Source organism: Oceanobacillus sp. CF4.6 (assembly GCF_051262635.1).
Taxonomy (GTDB): Bacteria; Bacillota; Bacilli; order Bacillales; family Amphibacillaceae; genus Oceanobacillus.
This window is the reverse complement of record NZ_JBIMEX010000016.1, coordinates 84,454-102,308: the sequence shown is the minus strand read 5'-3', so window position 1 is coordinate 102,308 and position 17,855 is coordinate 84,454. Positions and strand designations below refer to the sequence as shown.

The following is a 17,855-nucleotide window of genomic DNA, read 5'->3' as shown; positions in this document are numbered from 1 at the left end:
AAATAAAAGAGCTAAGGTGCATTTTTGTATCTTAGCTCTTTTTTCGTATATACAAAACTAGTCATAGTAATAAAGGATAGTCTATTTCAAAATTTGATATATGGAATAGATAAATTTTATCTTGAGGAGGACAAAAAATTGAATTATATGGATCAAATATTTGGAGATGATTTTCTTTTGATTGTCCTTCGCCTATTTGTTGCTCTGTTATTATCCGGCATGATTGGATTTGAAAGAGAAATAAATAATCATTCCGCGGGTTTTCGTACACATATTTTAGTTGGTGTGGGTTCATGTTTAATGATGATTTTATCCTTATTCGGTTTTATTTCATTTATGGAAACATATGAAAATGTTCAATTTGACCCAGCACGTATACCATCTTATGTAATTAGCGGGATTGGCTTTCTTGGGGCAGGAACGATTATAGTGTATGGAGGAACGGTTCGGGGATTAACTACGGCTGCTTCTATTTGGGCTGTTGCGGGTATAGGACTGGTAGTTGGAGCTGGTATGTACAGTGTTGCGATAGTGACAACACTGATTATATTAATTAGTTTAGTTTTCCTTAATCATATTGAAAGTTTCTTTCCAAAATCGAAAACTAGTAATTTTATAGAGATTGTAGTAGAAGAACATTTTCAAATTCATTATGTGGTTGAGCTTATTGAGAAATATAATTTATCGATTAATAATGTTGAAATCTTTCGGATGGAAAGTAATTTAAGAAAAATTTTCATAAAAACAGACGTAAAAGACAATCAGGACCTAGTAGGATTGTTCGAAGAAATATCCAGAATTGAACATGTTAAAAACATTTCTAAGTGAAATAGTTAAACTGTTTTAAAAGCCTTACACATATAATATGTGTAAGGCTTTTGTTTCGTTTCTTTTAATTTTGGCTAATATATATAAAGTAAGATGTTTGCATCTCCTTCATTTTGGCGTATAATAAATGTAAAGTCAAAGATAGTCAAAGTCAAAATAACATTACAAACTGAGATAACTCATACAGATAAGAGGTGCAACACAAAATGAGCAACATTTCGGATATTATTGAACAATATTTGAAGAATGTGCTTCTGTCGAAAGGCCAAAATACGATTGAAATAAAACGCAGCGAAATCGCAGATCAATTTCAGTGTGTCCCTTCACAAATAAATTACGTCATTAACACGCGTTTTACAATGGAAAAAGGGTATATAGTAGAGAGTAAGCGCGGTGGCGGTGGGTATATCCGCATCATGCGTGTAAAGCATGAAGATAAATCCGATTTAATTGATGAAATTATACAAATGATTGGGACCGCCATTACACAACGTTCTTCCATTGATGTACTTGAACGCTTATTAGAAGAAGAACTTATTTCAAAGCGAGAAGCTAAAATTATGTTAAGTGCCATTGATCGAACTACATTGGCATTTAGTTTACCATTAAGGGATGAGGTTCGCGCTCGTGTACTGGCCGCAATGCTCTCTACACTTAAGTATTTAAACGAATAAATAAGGTACTTTATTTTCGGGTAAGGGGGAATAACCTTGGAATGTCATGAATGCCATGAAAGGCCTGCTACACTACAATTTAAAAAGATTATTAATGGAGAAGAAACAACAGTGCAATTGTGTGAAGAATGTGCCAAGAAGAAAGGGTATGTATCCTATCCCGAAGACGGTTATTCGCTTCATGATTTGCTAACAGGGTTATTTAATTTTGATAATTTGAAAATGGCAAATCCTAGTGGCAACCAGATAAATCAAATGAAGGATCTGCAATGTTCCTCTTGCGGGATGACCTTTTCTGAGTTTAAGAAAATCGGGAAATTTGGATGTGCGCAATGCTATGAATCGTTCACTTCCAGATTGGAACCAATTTTCCGTAGAGTACACGCGGGTAATACAAAGCATTTTGGTAAAATACCAAAACGTGCTGGCAGTGATTTACATGTAAAAAGGCAGCTGCAAAGCTATAAAGAAGAATTGCATCACCTAATTGAAGCAGAGGCTTTTGAAGATGCAGCAAGTGTTAGGGACAAGATCAAGGCATTGGAGAAAGGACATCGAGAGCCGGAAGCAGGTGAGGACTTATGACCTTAGAGCACTTTATTAATGAAGCAATCAGTCCATGGATGCTAGAGGATGGCCCTGATAAAGATATTGTGATGAGCAGTAGGATTCGATTAGCCAGAAACTTCGCCAATGTGTCCTATCCCATTCTTGCTGATCAGGAGAAACTGGAGGAAATCCGTAACTTTTTTGAGAAGGAGTATGCGCATCAATCATTTCAGTCTTACGAAAATCTTGAGTTTGTTTCCATCCCAGAGTTAACGGCAGTGGAAAAAAGTGTACTGGTCGAAAAGCATCTAATTAGTCCGCATCTTGTAACATATACACAGCAAGGGGCCGCATTGATTTCGCAGAATGAACAGGTTTCTGTAATGATTAATGAAGAAGATCATATTCGTATCCAAGTATACTTCCCTGGTCTGCAGTTAAAAAAAGCACTGGAGCATGCTTTTAACTTTGATGACTGGCTGGAGGAAAAGGTGAATTATGCATTTGATGAGACGAAAGGCTACTTAACTAGTTGCCCAACGAATGTTGGGACAGGAATGCGGGCCTCTGTGATGATGCATCTTCCAGCATTGGCCATGTCAAATCAAATTAATCGAATGATTCCTGCAATCAGTCAACTCGGGCTTGTTGTCAGGGGGATATATGGTGAGGGCAGTGAAGCGCTTGGTAATATATTCCAAATATCGAATCAAATTACACTTGGAAAGTCTGAGTCTGACATTATTGAGGATCTGGAAAGTGTAGTGAATCAATTGATTGAACATGAAAAAACGGCACGTACTCATATCGTAGAACGATCGGAAATGAAGCTTCAGGATCGTATTTTCCGTTCCTACGGTGTGCTGCAATACAGTCGCATAATAGATTCAAAGGAAGCATCCAGATGTATTTCAGACGTGCGATTAGGTATAGATTTAGGTATTATAAAGAATACATCAGGAAATATCCTAAATGAGTTAATGGTTCTTACACAACCGGGTTTTCTTCAACAATATGCAAATAGAACTTTAAAAGCGGGTGAACGTGACGTACTGCGTGCATCGCTCATTCGTGAAAGATTAAAATTGGAAAAATAGGAGGGAAATCCAGATGATGTTTGGACGATTTACAGAAAGAGCACAAAAAGTATTGGCGTTATCACAGGAGGAAGCGGTACGACTTGGTCATAATAATATTGGTACAGAACATATTTTATTAGGCCTGGTTCGCGAAGGGGAAGGAATTGCCGCTAAGGCTTTGCAATCCCTTGGTTTAGAAGTAACAAAGATTCAGGAAGAAGTTGAAAAATTAATCGGGGTTGGCAAAGAGCCAATGCAGTCGATACATTATACTCCACGTGCTAAGAAAGTGGTCGAATTGTCTCAAGATGAGGCGAGGAAACTTGGTCATTCCTACGTGGGAACAGAGCATATTTTACTTGGTTTAATTCGTGAAGGTGAAGGTGTTGCTGCACGTGTATTAAATAATCTTGGCGTAAGTCTAAATAAAGCAAGACAGCAGGTTTTGCAGCTACTGGGCAGCAATGAATCACAGGCAGGTCGTCAAGGACGTGCAGGACAGCAATCGAATGCAAGTACCCCTACGCTCGATTCCTTAGCCAGAGACTTAACTGTAAGCGCCAAGGAAGGTAAAATTGACCCTGTCATTGGACGTGCGAAAGAGATTGAACGTGTCATTCAAGTATTGAGCCGCCGGACGAAAAATAATCCAGTATTGATTGGTGAACCAGGTGTTGGTAAAACGGCTGTTGCTGAAGGACTAGCACAGCAAATCATTGATAATGAAGTACCGGAAACGTTAAGAGACAAGCGCGTAATGACGTTGGATATGGGTACGGTAGTTGCTGGAACAAAATACCGAGGTGAATTCGAAGATCGCCTGAAAAAAGTGATGGAAGAAATCCGTCAGGCAGGTAATATTATTTTATTCATCGATGAACTTCATACATTAATCGGTGCTGGTGGGGCAGAAGGTGCCATTGATGCTTCTAATATTTTGAAACCATCGCTTGCCCGTGGTGAATTGCAATGTATCGGTGCAACCACATTGGATGAATATCGTAAATACATTGAAAAAGACGCAGCACTTGAACGTAGATTCCAGCCGATTCAAGTAGATGAGCCAACAATGGATGAAACCATTCAGATTTTAAGAGGTCTCCGTGACCGTTACGAGGCACATCACCGTGTGACGATTACAGATGAAGCTATTGAAGCGGCTACAACACTTTCTGATCGATATATTACCGATCGCTTTTTGCCGGATAAAGCAATTGATTTAATTGATGAGGCAGGTTCAAAGGTGCGTCTTCGTTCGTATACGATTCCACCTAATCTAAAAGAGTTGGAGCAGAAGCTAGAAGAAGTCCGTAAAGAAAAGGATGCTGCTGTTCAAAGTCAGGAATTTGAAAAAGCTGCTTCATTACGTGACTCGGAACAACGGTATCGTGAGGAACTGGAAAAGACAAAAGATGAATGGAAAGAAAAACAAGGTCAGACCGACTCTGAAGTAACCGTGGAAGACATTGCAAGTGTTGTTTCTATATGGACGGGTGTTCCGGTATCCAAATTGACGAAAGATGAGAGCCAACGTCTATTGAACATGGAAGATATTTTGCATAATCGTGTAATTGGTCAATCAGAGGCTGTTGACGCGGTATCCAAGGCGATTCGCAGAGCGCGTGCTGGATTAAAGGATCCGAAACGTCCGATTGGTTCATTTATCTTCCTCGGACCAACAGGAGTTGGGAAAACAGAGCTTGCACGTGCACTGGCAGAAGTAATGTTCGCCGATGAGGATGCAATGATACGAATTGATATGTCTGAATACATGGAAAGACACGCTACATCCCGTTTGGTCGGTTCTCCTCCAGGATATGTTGGGTACGAAGAAGGCGGACAGCTTACAGAAAAAGTTCGTCGTAAACCATATTCCGTTGTATTGCTGGATGAAATCGAAAAGGCTCACCCGGAAGTATTTAATATTTTACTGCAAGTACTTGAGGATGGACGATTAACCGATTCAAAAGGTCGTCTCGTTGATTTTCGTAACACAGTAATTATTATGACTTCCAACGTTGGCGCAAGTGAGTTAAAACGAAACAAGTATGTTGGGTTTAATATGGGTGATAAAAAACAGGAATATAGTGATATGAAATCCAAAGTAATGGAAGAATTGAAAAAGGCTTTCCGTCCGGAGTTCTTGAACCGTATCGATGAAACGATCGTGTTCCACTCCTTGGAGAGAAAGCATATGAAGGATATCGTAACGCTTATGCTGGACCAACTACAACGTCGTCTGAAAGGTCAGGATATCCATTTATCTCTGACGGAAAAAGCAGTTGAAAAAATCGCCAATGATGGATATGATCCTGAATATGGTGCGAGACCATTACGCAGAGCGATTCAAAAAAATATTGAAGATCTGTTGTCTGAAGAACTGCTCAAAGAAAGCATTACAAAAGGGGAAAATGTTAAAATAGGATTAAACAACAAAGGGGATTTTACTGTTCTCGCATAGTGTTACTTCATTCAAAAAACACGTCATACTAGCAGTAAATGTGGCACTATATAACTGATGAACATAAAAGCTAGAAGAGTAGTATCTTCTAGCTTTTCCTTCCTTTTAAACGTTAAGAAGCTACAAACTTCTCAGTTGTGGCATAATTATGGTAAGAAATTTTATGAAATGATAGGAATCTGTAACCTACCAGATTCAAAAATGTTTTACAATAGAAAAAGGGGATAGTGATTTGGCTAAACGAAAAACGAAGTATACCTGCCAGGAATGCGGATATGAATCTGCAAAATGGATGGGGAAATGTCCCAGTTGCAATAAATGGAATTCAATGGTTGAAGAGATTGAGGCATCAGATGTCAGAGGAAGAACCTCGTTTTCGAGTGGAACACAGTCAGTTAGCAAGCCGGAAAGTATCACGGCGATTGAATCAGAAAAGGAACCGAGAGTTACAACTTCCATGATGGAATTTAATCGTGTCCTTGGTGGGGGAATCGTTTTAGGTTCTTTAGTATTGATTGGTGGAGATCCAGGTATTGGGAAGTCCACATTACTGTTGCAAATATCTTCCCAATTGGCAGACAAGCAATTGCCAGTACTTTATGTATCTGGAGAGGAATCTACACGTCAAACAAAACTTCGGGCGGATCGTTTGGGAATAAAATCAGATTTACTATATGTTCTCGCTGAAACCAACTTGTTTGATATCGGTAAGCAAATAGAAGAATTGCGACCCTCATTTGTAGTGATTGATTCCATTCAGACGATTTTTAAGGAAGAAGTAACCAGTGCTCCAGGAAGTGTCTCACAGGTTCGTGAGTGTACAGTTGAATTAATGAAGATTGCTAAGACGAATGGCATTCCGATATTTATTGTTGGTCATGTAACAAAAGAGGGTGCCATAGCTGGTCCACGATTATTGGAACATATGGTGGATGCGGTTCTGTACTTCGAGGGGGAAAGGCACCATACTTACCGAATATTGCGTGGGGTAAAGAACAGATTCGGAAGTACCAATGAGATGGGGATTTTCGAAATGAAAGAAGAGGGGCTTCGTGAAGTGTTGAATCCCTCCGAAATATTTCTAGAAGAACGATCTGAGGGGGCAGCTGGATCTACAGTGGTAGCATCGATGGAAGGTACAAGGCCAGTACTTGTTGAAATACAAGCCTTAATTTCACCTACCAGTTTTGGTAACCCACGAAGAACCGCAACCGGTATTGACCATAACCGTGTACCATTACTTATGGCTGTCCTTGAGAAGCGGGTGGGGTTGATGCTACAAAATCAGGATGCCTATATTAAAGTAGCGGGTGGTGTCAAACTCGATGAACCTGCAATCGACTTAGCACTTGCAGTCAGCATAGCTTCCAGTTTTCGTGATCAACCTACAAATCCAGATGATATTTTTATCGGTGAAGTTGGCTTAACTGGAGAAATCAGAAGAGTATCCCGTATCGAACAGCGTGTGCAGGAAGCGGCTAAATTAGGGTTTAAACGTGTTATATGCCCGAAAAACAATTTAGAAGGCTGGACATTTCCTAAAGGGATTGAGATTGTCGGTGTTAGCACGGTTCAGGAAGCACTAGATATAGGAATTATTAGATAGTATATTCATACAAAAATTCGTCTTTTTTTTAGCTATATTAAGATCTACTTGATATGACAAGCTTTTAATTTGATTTTAAGGTTACATTTTAAAAATATAGGTAATAATAATTGTTAGGAGGTGACGATAGTGCTCAATAAAGTTGTGCATTTGTTTTTTATTATCCTGGGTGGTACCGTCGGGTATTTATATGTACCGGAATTAATCAGGATATTGAACTTCACAGATTCTGAATGGGTGAGTTCTCCATATTTAGGCATGATTATCGGTGCAATTATATTTTTTATACTTTCATACTGGCTGGCAGATTACATCTTGGATTTATTAAGGTGGATTGAAGATGCACTTATTAAACTCCCGGCAATGGATTTGTTCTTCGGTAGTGTCGGTCTAATTGTAGGATTGGTAATTGCTTATTTTATCAACATGCCACTGCAGGATATAAACATCCAAGTAGTTTCACAGGTGCTGCCATTATTTATTATGATTGTACTTGGTTATCTTGGGTTCCAGGTAGGCTTCAGACGGAGAGAAGAGTTTGTTAATTTACTGAAAACAAACAAGAAAGAACGACGTCGTCCATTGGAGGGCGAAGATGCTGAATTACTGATGCCTAAGGGAAAAATTCTGGATACGAGTGTAATTATCGATGGTAGAATTGCAGATATTTGTCAAACGAATTTTCTTGAAGGAACCATTATTATCCCGCAATTTGTTTTGGGGGAATTACAGCATATCGCAGATTCCTCTGACACGCTAAAAAGGAATAGAGGGCGCCGTGGGTTGGATGTATTAAATCGGATTCAAAAAGAACTACCTGTAAAAGTAGAAATTTACGAAGGTGACTTTGAGGAAATACCTGAGGTGGACAGTAAGTTAATTAAACTTGCTAAAGTCATCAATGGTATTGTTGTAACAAATGATTTCAATCTAAACAAAGTGTGTGATTTACAAGGTGTTAATGTATTAAATATTAATGATCTTGCGAATGCAGTTAAACCAGTCGTATTGCCTGGGGAAGAGTTAGTCGTACAGGTAATCAAAGATGGTAAGGAGCATAATCAAGGTGTTGCATATTTGGATGACGGCACGATGATTGTTGTCGAAGAAGGACGCGATTATATCGGTAGAACCATTGAAGTAATCATTACGAGTGTGTTGCAAACATCTGCGGGTCGGATGATCTTTGCAAAACCGAAATTACTTGAAAAAGCGTTGTAAAAAGGGTATAACTTATAGAGGATGTAGTAAAGTGATAACATATTATATGTTATCACTTTTTCATATAAACGGTTATATTAATTAATTATTTGAGAGGGGTAACACCATGGGTAACGAAGTTCGTGTACGTTATGCACCAAGTCCAACAGGTCACTTACACATTGGAAATGCACGTACAGCATTATTTAATTATCTATATGCAAAACATTTTAACGGGAAATTTATTATTCGTACGGAAGATACGGATGAAAAACGGAATGTTGAAGGTGGAGAAGAAAGTCAGCTTAAGTTCCTAAAATGGTTAGGACTGGAATGGGATGAAGGGGCAGATATTGGTGGAGATTATGGTCCATATCGCCAAACAGAACGCTTGGATCTCTATGCGTCGTATGTAAACGAACTGCTTGAGAAAAATCTGGCTTATAAATGTTATATGACGGAAGAAGAACTTGAAGTAGAACGTGAAGAACAACGTGCAAAGGGACAAGTTCCTAAATACTCAGGTGCACATTGCAATCTATCACCAGAACAAATTGCTGCCTTTGAAGCAGAAGGCCGTCAGCCGAGTATTCGATTCCGCATTCCGGAAAACACCACCTACAAATTTGGTGATCTTGTTCGTGGCGATATAACGTTTGAATCTGTAGATTTCGGTGATTGGGTCATTGTGAAGAAAAATGGAATGCCGACCTATAATTTTGCAGTAGCAATTGATGATCACTTAATGGAGATTTCACACGTCCTCCGTGGGGAAGAACATATTTCCAATACGCCGAAGCAAATAATGGTCTTTGAGGCATTTGGCTGGGAAGCACCGCGTTATGGTCACATGACACTGATTCTAAATGAAGAACGAAAGAAATTGAGCAAGCGTGACGAGCATATTCTACAATTTATAGAACAATATCGCAATCTTGGTTATTTGCCGGAAGCAATGTTTAACTTCATTAGTCTTTTGGGATGGTCTCCTGTAGGTGAGGAAGAAATCTTCTCACAAGAAACACTGATTGAAATTTTTGATCCGGAACGACTATCCACATCTGCTGCTATCTTTGATCAGCAAAAACTGAAATGGATGAATAACGAGTACATTAAAGCAGCTGAACTGGAAACGGTAATTAAGCTTGCAATGCCACATTTAATTGAAGCGGGAAAATTACCGCATGATATGGACAACGATAAGAGAGAATGGGCGGAAAATGTAATTACTCTTTATCGTGAGCAATTACGCTACGGAGCAGAAATCGTTGAGTTGACAGATCTTTTCTTCAATGACGATATCTCCTATGACGATGAAGCCATGGAAATACTAAACCAGGAACAGGTACCGGAAGTGCTTCAGGTGTTTACGGATAAGTTGATACATTTGGATGACTTTACAAAAGATTCAGTCAAGGCACAAATTAAAGCGACCCAAAAAGAGACAGGGCATCGAGGAAAGAAATTATTTATGCCAATTCGCATCGCAACTACAGGCCAAATGCATGGGCCAGAACTTCCTTTTGCAATCGAACTTTTAGGGAAAGAAGTTATTCTTGCAAGACTTGATAAAGTACTTAAACAATTGGGAGCTTAGTAGTTCACATTTAGACGATAGTATAATATAGTATTAAAAAAGGACGTTCAAAAAGTTCGGTAAAAATGATTAACCTAAGATAATATAAAAAAATATGCAATGAACGTTGAAAAGGGAAAGTAAGAGCAGAACGCTTATCCAGAGAGAATCACCAGTGGCTGGGAGTGATTTTAAGCACCTGTTCTGAAGTGCCCCTTGGAGTCTGGTATGGAAATTAAAGTACATAACAGCGGAACTCTCCCGTTATGAGAGCACAAGTTGGGAGATTTCAAATCTTCAAACAGAGTGGAACCGCGTATGAAAGCGTCTCTGTGTATAAATTGCACAGGGCCGTTTTTTTTATTTTTTTCTTTATAAATATGGTAAAGGGGCAAACAAATGGGGATATTTAAAACGATGAAAGATGATATGGATGTAGTGTTTGAACAGGACCCAGCTGCAAGGACCTATTTTGAAGTGTTGTTAACTTATGCTGGGTTGCATGCGGTTTGGGCCCACCGGTTTGCACATTGGTTTTATAATCGAAAATTATATTTTATTGCACGCTCCATCTCGCAAATCAGCCGATTCTTTACCGGAATTGAAATTCATCCGGGTGCCAAAATCGGGCGTCGTCTATTTATTGATCATGGCATGGGAGTGGTTGTTGGAGAAACGTGTGAGATTGGTGACAATGTTACCATTTTCCAAGGTGTAACACTTGGTGGTACCGGAAAAGAGAAAGGGAAGCGGCATCCTACTGTGAAAAATAATGCACTTATTTCCACAGGCGCCAAAGTTCTTGGAGCAATCACGATTGGTGAAAACTCCAAGGTGGGTGGCGGTTCTGTCGTATTGAAAGATGTACCTGACAATTCAACGGTCGTAGGGGTTCCTGGAAGAGTGGTTATTCAGAATGGTGAAAGGGTAAGAAGAGACCTTGACCATCATAAAATACCGGACCCCGTATACGATAGATGTGAGTATTTACAGGAGCAAATTAATTCACTTAAAGCCGAAATTGCGTTATTGAAAGAAGGGAGCACAAAAGAGCATGTCAATAAAAGTCTATAATACGCTGACACGAACAAAAGAAGATTTTAAACCTCTTGTAGAAGGCAAAGTAAGTATGTATGTATGTGGTCCAACGGTTTATAACTATATCCATATAGGGAATGCGCGACCGGCTATCGTATTTGATACGGTGAGAAGATATTTTGAATACAAAGGTTTTCACGTAGACTACGTTCTCAACTTTACCGACGTGGATGACAAAATTATTAAAACAGCAAAGCAACTCGGAGAAGAGGTACCGGAGATTGCTGATAAATTTATCGAAGCTTATTTGGAAGATGTCGGCGCGTTAGGTGTGAAAAAGGCGACCCATAACCCACGTGTGATGGATACGATGGATGATATTATTTCATTTATCGATGTACTTATCCAGAAAGAGTATGCCTATGCAGCGGATGGAGATGTTTATTTCAAACCACGTGCTTTTGAAGGGTACGGTAAACTATCTCATCAATCCATTGATGAATTAAGGTCTGGTGCAAGAATTCAAATTGGTGAAAAGAAAGATGATCCACTCGATTTTGCTCTATGGAAAAAAGCGAAAGATGAAGAGATTTCATGGAATTCACCATGGGGAAAAGGTCGCCCGGGTTGGCATATTGAATGCTCGGCGATGGTAAAAAAATATCTTGGAGATACAATTGATATTCATGCTGGAGGGCAAGATCTTACATTTCCGCATCATGAAAATGAAATAGCCCAATCTGAAGCTATGACAGGTAACACGTTTGCAAAGTATTGGATGCATAATGGATATATTAATATTGATAATGAAAAAATGTCTAAATCTCTTGGTAATTTCGTTTTAACAAGAGAATTAATATCTCATCACGACCCACAAGTGTTAAGGTTTTTTATGCTTAGTGTGCATTATCGAAATCCAATTAATTTTACGGAAGAATTACTGGAAAGTGCAAAAAATAGTTATGATCGAATAAAGACGGCGTATCACAACTTGGAACACCGTAAACAATCAAGTATGAATCTTGTAAATGACACTGATTCGTGGGTAGCAAAAATTGATGAAATGAAAGCTCGTTTTGAGTCTGAAATGGATGATGACTTTAACACGGCGAATGCTATTTCCGTACTATTTGACTTATCAAAGGAAGCAAATGTCTATTTACAGTTAAAGCAAACATGTGCAACTGTTATTGCCTACTTTCAGGAAACAATAAAATCACTGCTACAGGTGTTGGGAATAGATATAACAGAAACAGATGAGTTATTGGATGAAACCATTGATGCACTCATTGAAGAGAGAAATGAAGCAAGAAAAAATCGAGATTTCCCCCGAGCTGACGAAATCAGAGATTTGCTAAAGGAGAAAAACATCATTTTAGAAGATACACCGCAAGGGATTCGTTGGAAAAGAGGCTAATAATGGAAAAGGATGTAAAGCAAGTAAAAAGCTTAGCCTTGGCGTATATGGGAGATGCTGTTTATGAGGTTCATGTCCGGGAATATTTGCTTCTAAAGGGAAAGGTCAAGCCTAATCAGCTGCACCGGGAAGCGATCACCTTTGTTTCTGGGAAATCTCAGGCTGCTGTTATTCTTCAATGGATTAATGAGGCAGGTTTTCTAAGTGAGGAAGAAGCAAGAATTGTATCCCGGGGGAGGAATGCTAAATCCGGAACTACGCCTAAAAATACCAGTGTTCAGACATATCGTTACAGTACGGCATTTGAAGCGTTAATCGGTTATCATTATTTAATGAAAAACGAAGAACGGCTGTTAGAACTAATGGATACAGCTATCCAATTTGTTGAAGAAAGGAGTGAATAAGATGGATCAGGAAATGATTATTGGAAAGAATCCGGTCATAGAGGCACTGAAATCCGGACGTTCGGTAAATAAAGTATTTGTTTCAGAACACTTGAACTCGAATGTGCAAAAACAATTAAATCAATTGGCCAGAGAAGCGGGAACAATTGTGCAGAAGGTACCAAAAAACAAATTGGATCAAATGGATTCAGGTAGCCATCAAGGTGTCATTGCTTATGTGGCGTCGTATCAATATGCATCCATTGAGGATTTATTTCAGCTTGCAGAGGAAAGAAAAGAAGATCCTTTTTTTATTATCTTAGATGAATTGGAGGATCCACATAACCTTGGGTCTATTTTGAGAACGGCAGATGCTACTGGCGCACATGGAGTAATTATTCCTAAAAGACGTTCAGTTGGACTGACTGCCACAGTTGCTAAAACAGCTGCTGGTGCGATGGAACATATACCTGTTGCAAGGGTTACAAATATCGCAAATACAATTGATGAATTAAAAGAACGGAATGTATGGGTGGTTGGAACGGAAGTGGAAGCAACAGAGGATTTCCGGAAACTTGATGGTCACCTGCCAATTGCTTTAGTTATAGGGAATGAAGGAAAGGGCATAAGCAGATTAGTCCGCAAGAAATGTGACTGGACAGTAAGCCTCCCGATGAAAGGTGAGGTTTCTTCCTTAAATGCTTCTGTAGCTTGCAGTCTGTTGTTGTATGAGGTATATCGTAAAAGGTATCCAATGGGTGATGTGTAATGGTTATACTCGTTGTCGATGGTTACAACATTATTGGAGCCTGGGATGAGTTACAACGACTAAAGGAAAAAGAAATTGGACAGGCCCGTGACCGTTTAATTGAAATTATGGCGGAATACCAGGCCTACTCCGGTCACCGAGTTATTATTGTTTTTGATGCCTACTATGTGAAAGGTATTGCCAGCAAGTTAAAGCAATATAAAGTCGACGTTATCTATACGAAGGAAAAGGAAACAGCAGATGAATGTATAGAAAAGCTTGTAAAAAAAATAAAAAATATCAAAACTCAAGTTTATGTAGCAACTTCGGATTATGCAGAACAGCGCACAATTTTTGGGCAAGGGGCACTACGGAAATCTGCTCGTGAATTGCTAATTGAAATGTCGGATATGGAGCGTGAAATCGAAGCCAGCATTGAAGTTCACAAGAGGGATCAGCCTTTATCAAAGATTGAATTGGATCAGGAGATTCGGGAGAGATTTGAGAAAATGAGAAGAGGAGAGAAATAGCATAGAAGTCTGACTTTTATGCTATTTCGACATTTTTCGTCTTGTAACCGCTTATATCGTGTATTGACTGTATAGAAATCCTTGCTGTATAATACTCTCTAAAGTGATATTGGGTAGTCGGGGGGACGATTTTGGTGAATGTTGAGCAAATTGAAATTAGCGACATAAGTTTAGACAAGCTGGGCGATAATGATTTGCTGCAATTGGTCCGTCAAACAAACAGTCATGCTTTGGATGTATTGATACATAGATACATAAATTTTGTCAGAGCAAAAGCACGAACATACTTTTTAGTTGGAGCTGATAAGGAGGATATCATTCAAGAAGGGATGATAGGTCTTTATAAAGCCATTCGTGATTATGATGTAGACAAGCTTTCTTCATTTAAGGCATTCGCTGAGCTTTGCGTGACGCGTCAAATTATTACAGCTATCAAAACGGCAACGAGACAAAAACACATTCCGCTTAATTCCTATGTCTCACTGGACAAACCAATCTATGATGAAGAATCCGATCGCACTTTATTGGATATAATCGGAGGATCGAAGGAAATTGACCCACAGGAAATGTTAGTCAATCAAGAAGACTACGGGAATATGGAGTTTAAACTATCTGAATTGTTGAGTGATTTAGAGAAACAAGTCCTTCACTTATATTTGGATGGTAGAACATATCAGGAAATTTCTGTTAGTTTAAAGAGACATGTTAAATCCATTGATAATGCTCTGCAACGAGTGAAACGGAAGCTGGAGCAATTGATGGAGGCAAACGGTGTGACTTATTGACGAGTAAAGTACCCTCTCATTTAAATTAATTGCAAAATCTGCCGAGACGTTGACACAATATGTCAAGCATGCTACATTTATAAGAGTGAAAAAGGTGAATGAATGAGTAATAAAATAACTTTATCGTGTGCGATATGTTCAAGCAGAAATTATTCTACTAATAAAAATGTATCTACAAAATCTACAAGATTAGAAGTAAACAAATATTGCAAAACATGTGGGAAGCATACATTGCATCGCGAAACAAAATAAAATGAAAATTACATTTAAGAAAGTTAATAACTTCTAAAGTGTATGATGAAAATGAGAGTTAGGTAGCTTCGGGGGGTACGAGCATGTTTAAATTTCTGAAGAATGTCTCCAAAGAGATGAAAAAAGTCAGCTGGCCAAAAGGTAAAGAACTAAGAAATTATACGATCATTGTAATTTCGACTGTTATTTTTGTAGCACTGTTCTTTTTTGTTATAGATCTTGGGATAACACAGATTTTAAATGCATTTTTTGAATAATTGAGCTATAATATAGCTATACTGAAAAAATGATATTTCTTTTTTAAAACCCGGAGAAAAACGGGTTTTTTAATATTGGGAAAGAATTTTTAAGGAAACGTTCGCAAACGTGTTAATAAATAATGAACGCTGCAAGGGAGGGAAGGACAAGGCATTGTCCTGATAATTAATGGAAAAGAATTGGTATGTTGTTCATACGTATTCCGGATACGAAAACAAAGTGAAAATGAATTTGGAAAAAAGAGTAGAAACAATGGGGATGGAAGACAAGATCTTTCGGGTAATTGTCCCAGAAGACGAAGAAACAGAAATAAAAGATGGAAAAAAGAAAGTAACAAAAAAGAAATCATTTCCAGGCTATGTATTAACGGAAATGATTATGACAGATGATTCCTGGTATGTAGTCAGAAACACACCGGGTGTTACCGGCTTTGTCGGTTCTAGTGGCCATGGTGCAAAACCAACACCGTTAATGCCTGGAGAAATTGATGTGGTGTTAAAACGTATGGGTGAAGCAGCGCCAACGGTTCTGGTTGATTTTGAAATGAAAGAAAATGTTCGAGTTGCTGACGGTCCGTTTACAGATTTCACAGGAACAATAGAGCATATTGACGTCGATAAACAGAAAGTCAAAGTCCATGTAAATATGTTCGGAAGAGAAACACCTGTTGAATTGGATTTCTCACAAGTAGAAAAGCTTTCTTAAAAAATTCTTAGGAAACTTGCAATATTATTTAATGTATGGTAAAATTTTTATGTTATTCATTCCCCGGATTCGGGAGCGTGTATAACTCTGAGTGGGAGGGTATCCAATACAATAACAGGACCCTATTACCACATCACGGACTTTAAGGAGGTGTGTCTCGTGGCTAAAAAAGTAATCAAATTAGTTAAATTGCAAATCCCAGCTGGTAAAGCTAATCCAGCACCGCCAGTAGGACCGGCCCTAGGTCAAGCAGGTGTAAACATCATGGGATTCTGTAAAGAATTCAATGCTCGTACACAAGAACAAGTGGGTTTAATTATCCCTGTTGAAATTACGGTATTTGAAGACCGTTCATTTACATTTATTACTAAAACTCCGCCAGCAGCTGTTCTTTTGAAGAAAGCAGCCGGTATTGAGTCAGGTTCTGGTGAACCGAACAAGAATAAAGTCGCAACAGTAAAACGCGATAAAGTAAAAGAAATTGCAGAAACTAAAATGCCTGATTTAAACGCCGCTGATGTAGAAGCAGCGATGCGCATGGTTGAAGGAACTGCACGCAGCATGGGAATTACAATCGAAGACTAATGGACAAAAGCAATAGCAGCCGTTTAGCGACGCGCGGACGGGATAAGTAGTCTCGTCAGTCGCCCGGCCGCTTGAGCTAGACTTCGAATGAACTAAATACGGTATAGGTTGCGGTTGGGTAACCACCCGCAACCTTTTTCGTGAATGTAATGGACCAGTGATGGTCCATTACATGCTTTATAAAAGCCAGGTGCTTTTATAAGTGGGAGGTATTACCGTTATAACCACAATAGAGGAGGAAATAAAATGGCAAAAACAGGTAAGAAATATCAAGAAGCTACAAAGCTTGTTGACCGTACAAAAACGTATGAAGTAAAAGAAGCTGTTTCGCTTGCGAAGCAAACTGCTAAAGCTAATTTTGATGAAACCGTTGAAGCTGCATTTCGTCTTGGAGTAGATCCGAAGAAAGCAGACCAACAAATCCGTGGAGCATTTGTTTTGCCACATGGTACTGGTAAAACACAACGTGTCCTTGTATTTGCAAAGGGCGAAAAGGCAAAAGAAGCAGAAGCTGCTGGAGCAGACTTTGTAGGAGAAGCTGAATACATCGAAAAAATCAATCAAGGTTGGTTTGATTTCGACGTAATCGTAGCAACTCCTGACATGATGGCTGAAGTTGGTAAACTTGGTCGCGTACTTGGACCAAAAGGACTTATGCCGAACCCTAAAACTGGAACAGTTACTTTCGAAGTAGAAAAAGCTGTTAATGATATTAAAGCTGGTAAAGTTGAATATCGCGTAGATAAGTCAGCTAATATCCATGTTCCTATTGGGAAAATTTCATTTGAAGATGAAAAATTGGTTGAAAACTTTGTAGCACTTACAGAACAACTAGTAAAAGTTAAACCACAGGCATCTAAAGGCGTTTACATGAAGAATGTTTCAATCGCCTCTACAATGGGACCTGGAATTAAAGTTGACGTTACCGGTTTCCGTAAATAAGTATTGACTTTTCTGCAGAGGTTAGGTATACTAAGCCCTGTTATATAAAACGAATACGTTATACCGTAGACAGTAGGGGCGACGAGTCGCTTAAAGATCCTGCCGAGGTGTTTATAAACAGATGTGATGATCGATAAGATTTTCATTTGTTATATAAAGCTCCCATGTCTGCATGGGAGCTTTTTTTTGCTTCGTGTCCTAAAGTTATCGTATTTCGAACGTTGTAATGATAGGGAATA

19 protein-coding genes and 2 other annotated features are annotated in these 17,855 nt (G+C 38.9%); all 19 genes read left to right on the top strand.

Going from position 1 to position 17,855, the window contains the following annotated elements; translation table 11 throughout:
• The first annotated feature begins 147 nt into the window (after window positions 1-147).
• The 19 genes from ACHABU_RS19130 (at window position 148) to rplA (ending at window position 17,616) form a co-directional block, all read left to right on the top strand.
• Complete coding sequence (locus tag ACHABU_RS19130; protein WP_435766559.1) at window positions 148-828, top strand: MgtC/SapB family protein; 681 nt, start codon at window positions 148-150, stop codon at window positions 826-828.
• A gap of 206 nt (window positions 829-1,034) precedes the next feature.
• Window positions 1,035-1,502 carry a CtsR family transcriptional regulator gene (locus ACHABU_RS19125; RefSeq protein ID WP_435766557.1) on the top strand — a complete coding sequence of 156 codons (468 nt, stop codon included), beginning with the start codon at window positions 1,035-1,037 and terminating at the stop codon, window positions 1,500-1,502.
• 36 nt (window positions 1,503-1,538) lie between these two features.
• A complete protein-coding gene (locus ACHABU_RS19120) occupies window positions 1,539-2,087 on the top strand; it encodes a UvrB/UvrC motif-containing protein (protein WP_435766556.1) in 549 nt (182 codons plus the stop codon).
• A complete protein-coding gene (locus tag ACHABU_RS19115; RefSeq protein ID WP_435766555.1) occupies window positions 2,084-3,148 on the top strand; it encodes a protein arginine kinase in 1,065 nt (354 codons plus the stop codon). Before ACHABU_RS19120 ends, ACHABU_RS19115 begins: the two co-directional genes overlap by 4 nt.
• A 13-nt stretch (window positions 3,149-3,161) precedes the next feature.
• On the top strand, window positions 3,162-5,591 hold the full coding sequence (gene clpC / locus ACHABU_RS19110) for an ATP-dependent protease ATP-binding subunit ClpC (RefSeq protein WP_435766554.1): 2,430 nt from the start codon (window positions 3,162-3,164) through the stop codon (window positions 5,589-5,591).
• 232 nt (window positions 5,592-5,823) lie between these two features.
• On the top strand, window positions 5,824-7,197 hold the full coding sequence (radA, locus tag ACHABU_RS19105) for a DNA repair protein RadA (RefSeq protein ID WP_435766553.1): 1,374 nt from the start codon (window positions 5,824-5,826) through the stop codon (window positions 7,195-7,197).
• 129 nt (window positions 7,198-7,326) lie between these two features.
• A complete protein-coding gene (locus ACHABU_RS19100) occupies window positions 7,327-8,418 on the top strand; it encodes a PIN/TRAM domain-containing protein (RefSeq protein WP_435766552.1) in 1,092 nt (363 codons plus the stop codon).
• Window positions 8,419-8,524: 106 nt separating this feature from the next.
• Entirely contained in the window at window positions 8,525-9,994 is a 1,470-nt protein-coding gene (gltX, locus tag ACHABU_RS19095; protein ID WP_435766551.1) for a glutamate--tRNA ligase, read from the top strand.
• Window positions 9,995-10,091: 97 nt separating this feature from the next.
• Window positions 10,092-10,308: a binding site (T-box leader), on the top strand.
• Between the two features lie 64 nt (window positions 10,309-10,372).
• The gene (cysE, locus tag ACHABU_RS19090) at window positions 10,373-11,047 is read left to right on the top strand and encodes a serine O-acetyltransferase (RefSeq protein ID WP_435766550.1); all 675 of its coding nucleotides are present in this window, start codon (window positions 10,373-10,375) and stop codon (window positions 11,045-11,047) included.
• Complete coding sequence (gene cysS, locus ACHABU_RS19085; RefSeq protein ID WP_435766549.1) at window positions 11,028-12,428, top strand: cysteine--tRNA ligase; 1,401 nt, start codon at window positions 11,028-11,030, stop codon at window positions 12,426-12,428. The genes cysE and cysS overlap by 20 nt, the downstream gene beginning before the upstream one ends.
• Before the next feature lie 2 nt (window positions 12,429-12,430).
• Window positions 12,431-12,832 carry a Mini-ribonuclease 3 gene (locus tag ACHABU_RS19080; RefSeq protein ID WP_435766548.1) on the top strand — a complete coding sequence of 134 codons (402 nt, stop codon included), beginning with the start codon at window positions 12,431-12,433 and terminating at the stop codon, window positions 12,830-12,832.
• Between the two features lies 1 nt (window position 12,833).
• The gene (gene rlmB, locus ACHABU_RS19075) at window positions 12,834-13,580 is read left to right on the top strand and encodes a 23S rRNA (guanosine(2251)-2'-O)-methyltransferase RlmB (protein WP_435766547.1); all 747 of its coding nucleotides are present in this window, start codon (window positions 12,834-12,836) and stop codon (window positions 13,578-13,580) included.
• Window positions 13,580-14,089, top strand: coding sequence for an NYN domain-containing protein (locus ACHABU_RS19070; protein WP_435766546.1), 510 nt, complete (start codon window positions 13,580-13,582; stop codon window positions 14,087-14,089). The genes rlmB and ACHABU_RS19070 overlap by 1 nt, the downstream gene beginning before the upstream one ends.
• Window positions 14,090-14,223: 134 nt before the next feature.
• Window positions 14,224-14,874, top strand: a complete 651-nt coding sequence (sigH, locus tag ACHABU_RS19065) for an RNA polymerase sporulation sigma factor SigH (RefSeq protein WP_435766545.1) — start codon at window positions 14,224-14,226, stop codon at window positions 14,872-14,874.
• 102 nt (window positions 14,875-14,976) lie between these two features.
• Window positions 14,977-15,126, top strand: a complete 150-nt coding sequence (gene rpmG / locus ACHABU_RS19060) for a 50S ribosomal protein L33 (protein ID WP_249872527.1) — start codon at window positions 14,977-14,979, stop codon at window positions 15,124-15,126.
• An 83-nt stretch (window positions 15,127-15,209) separates the two neighbouring features.
• Window positions 15,210-15,383 carry a preprotein translocase subunit SecE gene (gene secE / locus ACHABU_RS19055; protein ID WP_435766544.1) on the top strand — a complete coding sequence of 58 codons (174 nt, stop codon included), beginning with the start codon at window positions 15,210-15,212 and terminating at the stop codon, window positions 15,381-15,383.
• Between the two features lie 169 nt (window positions 15,384-15,552).
• On the top strand, window positions 15,553-16,089 hold the full coding sequence (gene nusG / locus ACHABU_RS19050; RefSeq protein WP_435766543.1) for a transcription termination/antitermination protein NusG: 537 nt from the start codon (window positions 15,553-15,555) through the stop codon (window positions 16,087-16,089).
• Window positions 16,090-16,248: 159 nt separating this feature from the next.
• Window positions 16,249-16,674, top strand: coding sequence for a 50S ribosomal protein L11 (rplK, locus tag ACHABU_RS19045; protein WP_435766542.1), 426 nt, complete (start codon window positions 16,249-16,251; stop codon window positions 16,672-16,674).
• A gap of 246 nt (window positions 16,675-16,920) precedes the next feature.
• The gene (rplA, locus tag ACHABU_RS19040) at window positions 16,921-17,616 is read left to right on the top strand and encodes a 50S ribosomal protein L1 (protein ID WP_435766541.1); all 696 of its coding nucleotides are present in this window, start codon (window positions 16,921-16,923) and stop codon (window positions 17,614-17,616) included.
• A 45-nt stretch (window positions 17,617-17,661) separates the two neighbouring features.
• Window positions 17,662-17,811 (top strand) — a sequence feature (ribosomal protein L10 leader region).
• Window positions 17,812-17,855: the final 44 nt, after the last annotated feature.